The 1,494-nt window shown below is 56.0% G+C and carries 1 protein-coding gene; it reads left to right on the top strand.

What is annotated here, in order from left to right; all coding sequences use genetic code 11:
* Positions 1–227: 227 nt before the first annotated feature.
* A partial coding sequence (locus ACTJK5_RS22950) for a HAMP domain-containing protein (protein WP_440613312.1) occupies positions 228–1,494 on the top strand: 1,267 nt, incomplete at its 3' end.

The following is a 1,494-nucleotide window of genomic DNA, read 5'->3' on the forward strand; positions in this document are numbered from 1 at the left end:
TCCACGCCCAGCAGGCCCGCGCCAACGGCTTCGCACTCGACATGTCGATGGGTGGTCCGGACGATAGCGATCGTGAGTTCAGAGAGAGCGCCTAAAACATCCGGGAAGCCTGCGACCAACGACGCGCAGGCTACTCGCCCTTATATCATCTGCCATTCCCGAACAGCCTTCACTCCCCAGTGCCAACCCATTTGTGGTGGATCGGCATATCCAAGGACGCCATCAAGATGCGATTTACAATTAAGCTCAAACTTGCACTTGCTTTTGCTCTCATCATCCTGCTGTCGGCAGGCATGGCGGGCATGGCAATTACTCAACTTTCATCCCTCAATGCTGCAGTAACAGATATCGTACAGGGCCCTGCCGCCAACCTGCGCAACTCAAGCGATCTCTCCGACGCTATCCTAAATGCGATTGCCAACGAGAAGAGCGCGGCACTGAATGAAGACGCTGCTCGCATCTCAACTTATGTCGACGCCGCCCGCACCGACCGTGCAAAAATTGGACAGATTATTGCGACGCTGGAAAAAGAGACAAATCCAGCAATTCATGCGAAGGTGACGGAACTGAAGGCTGCGGTTCCTGCGTGGGAAAAGCTGCAGGAAGAAGTACTCCGCCTTGCAACCATCAACACGCCTGAAAGCAATCGCCAAGCCGGTGCTATCTCCATGGGAGACGGCGAAAAAGCCACGAAGGCTCTGCTGACCACTCTGGAAAGCCTGAACAACGAAATCGCTGCTGACCTGAAGGCGACAGATGAAGCGACCAACGAGGAATATGACACCTCGCGTACGATCCTCATCAGCGTCGTTGCAGCGATCATCATTCTGTCGATCCTGATCGCTACATGGATTGCGCTTGGTATCAACAAGGGATTGCAGCAGGCGATCCGTGCTTCTCGCGCCGTTGCGCTTGGCGACCTTGATCAGGACATCGCAATCAAGAGCAATGACGAGATCAAGGATCTCGTCGACAGCATGAACGTGATGACGACCAACCTGCGCGCCACGGCAGCGGTTGCAAACAACATTGCGGAAGGTGATCTTTCCCAGGACGTGAAGCCGCTCTCCGACAAGGACCGCCTGGGTATCGCCATGAGCAACATGGTTGTGAATCTCCGCGCGACCGCCGATGTTGCCGGTACGATCGCCTCGGGTGATCTGTCCAAGGACGTGAAGCCTCTGTCGGATCGGGATACGCTGGGCAACGCCATGCTGCACATGGTCACAAACCTGCGCGAAACGGCAACGGTCGCAAATAAGATCGCAGAAGGCGATCTGACTGTTACGCCGAAGCCGCTTTCGAACCAGGACACGCTCGGCATTGCTCTTCAGTCAATGGTCGAACGCCTGCGCGGCGTCGTTAGCGATGCGCTGGCCGCAGCAGACAACGTTTCGTCCGGAAGCCAGGAACTGTCTTCGTCTTCCGAACAGTTGTCACAGGGTGCAACCGAACAGGCATCCTCTGCCGAAGAAGCCTCCGCTTCGATGGAAG

This window comes from Agrobacterium sp. 22094, assembly GCF_052046015.1.
Taxonomy (GTDB): Bacteria; Pseudomonadota; Alphaproteobacteria; order Rhizobiales; family Rhizobiaceae; genus Agrobacterium; species Agrobacterium cavarae.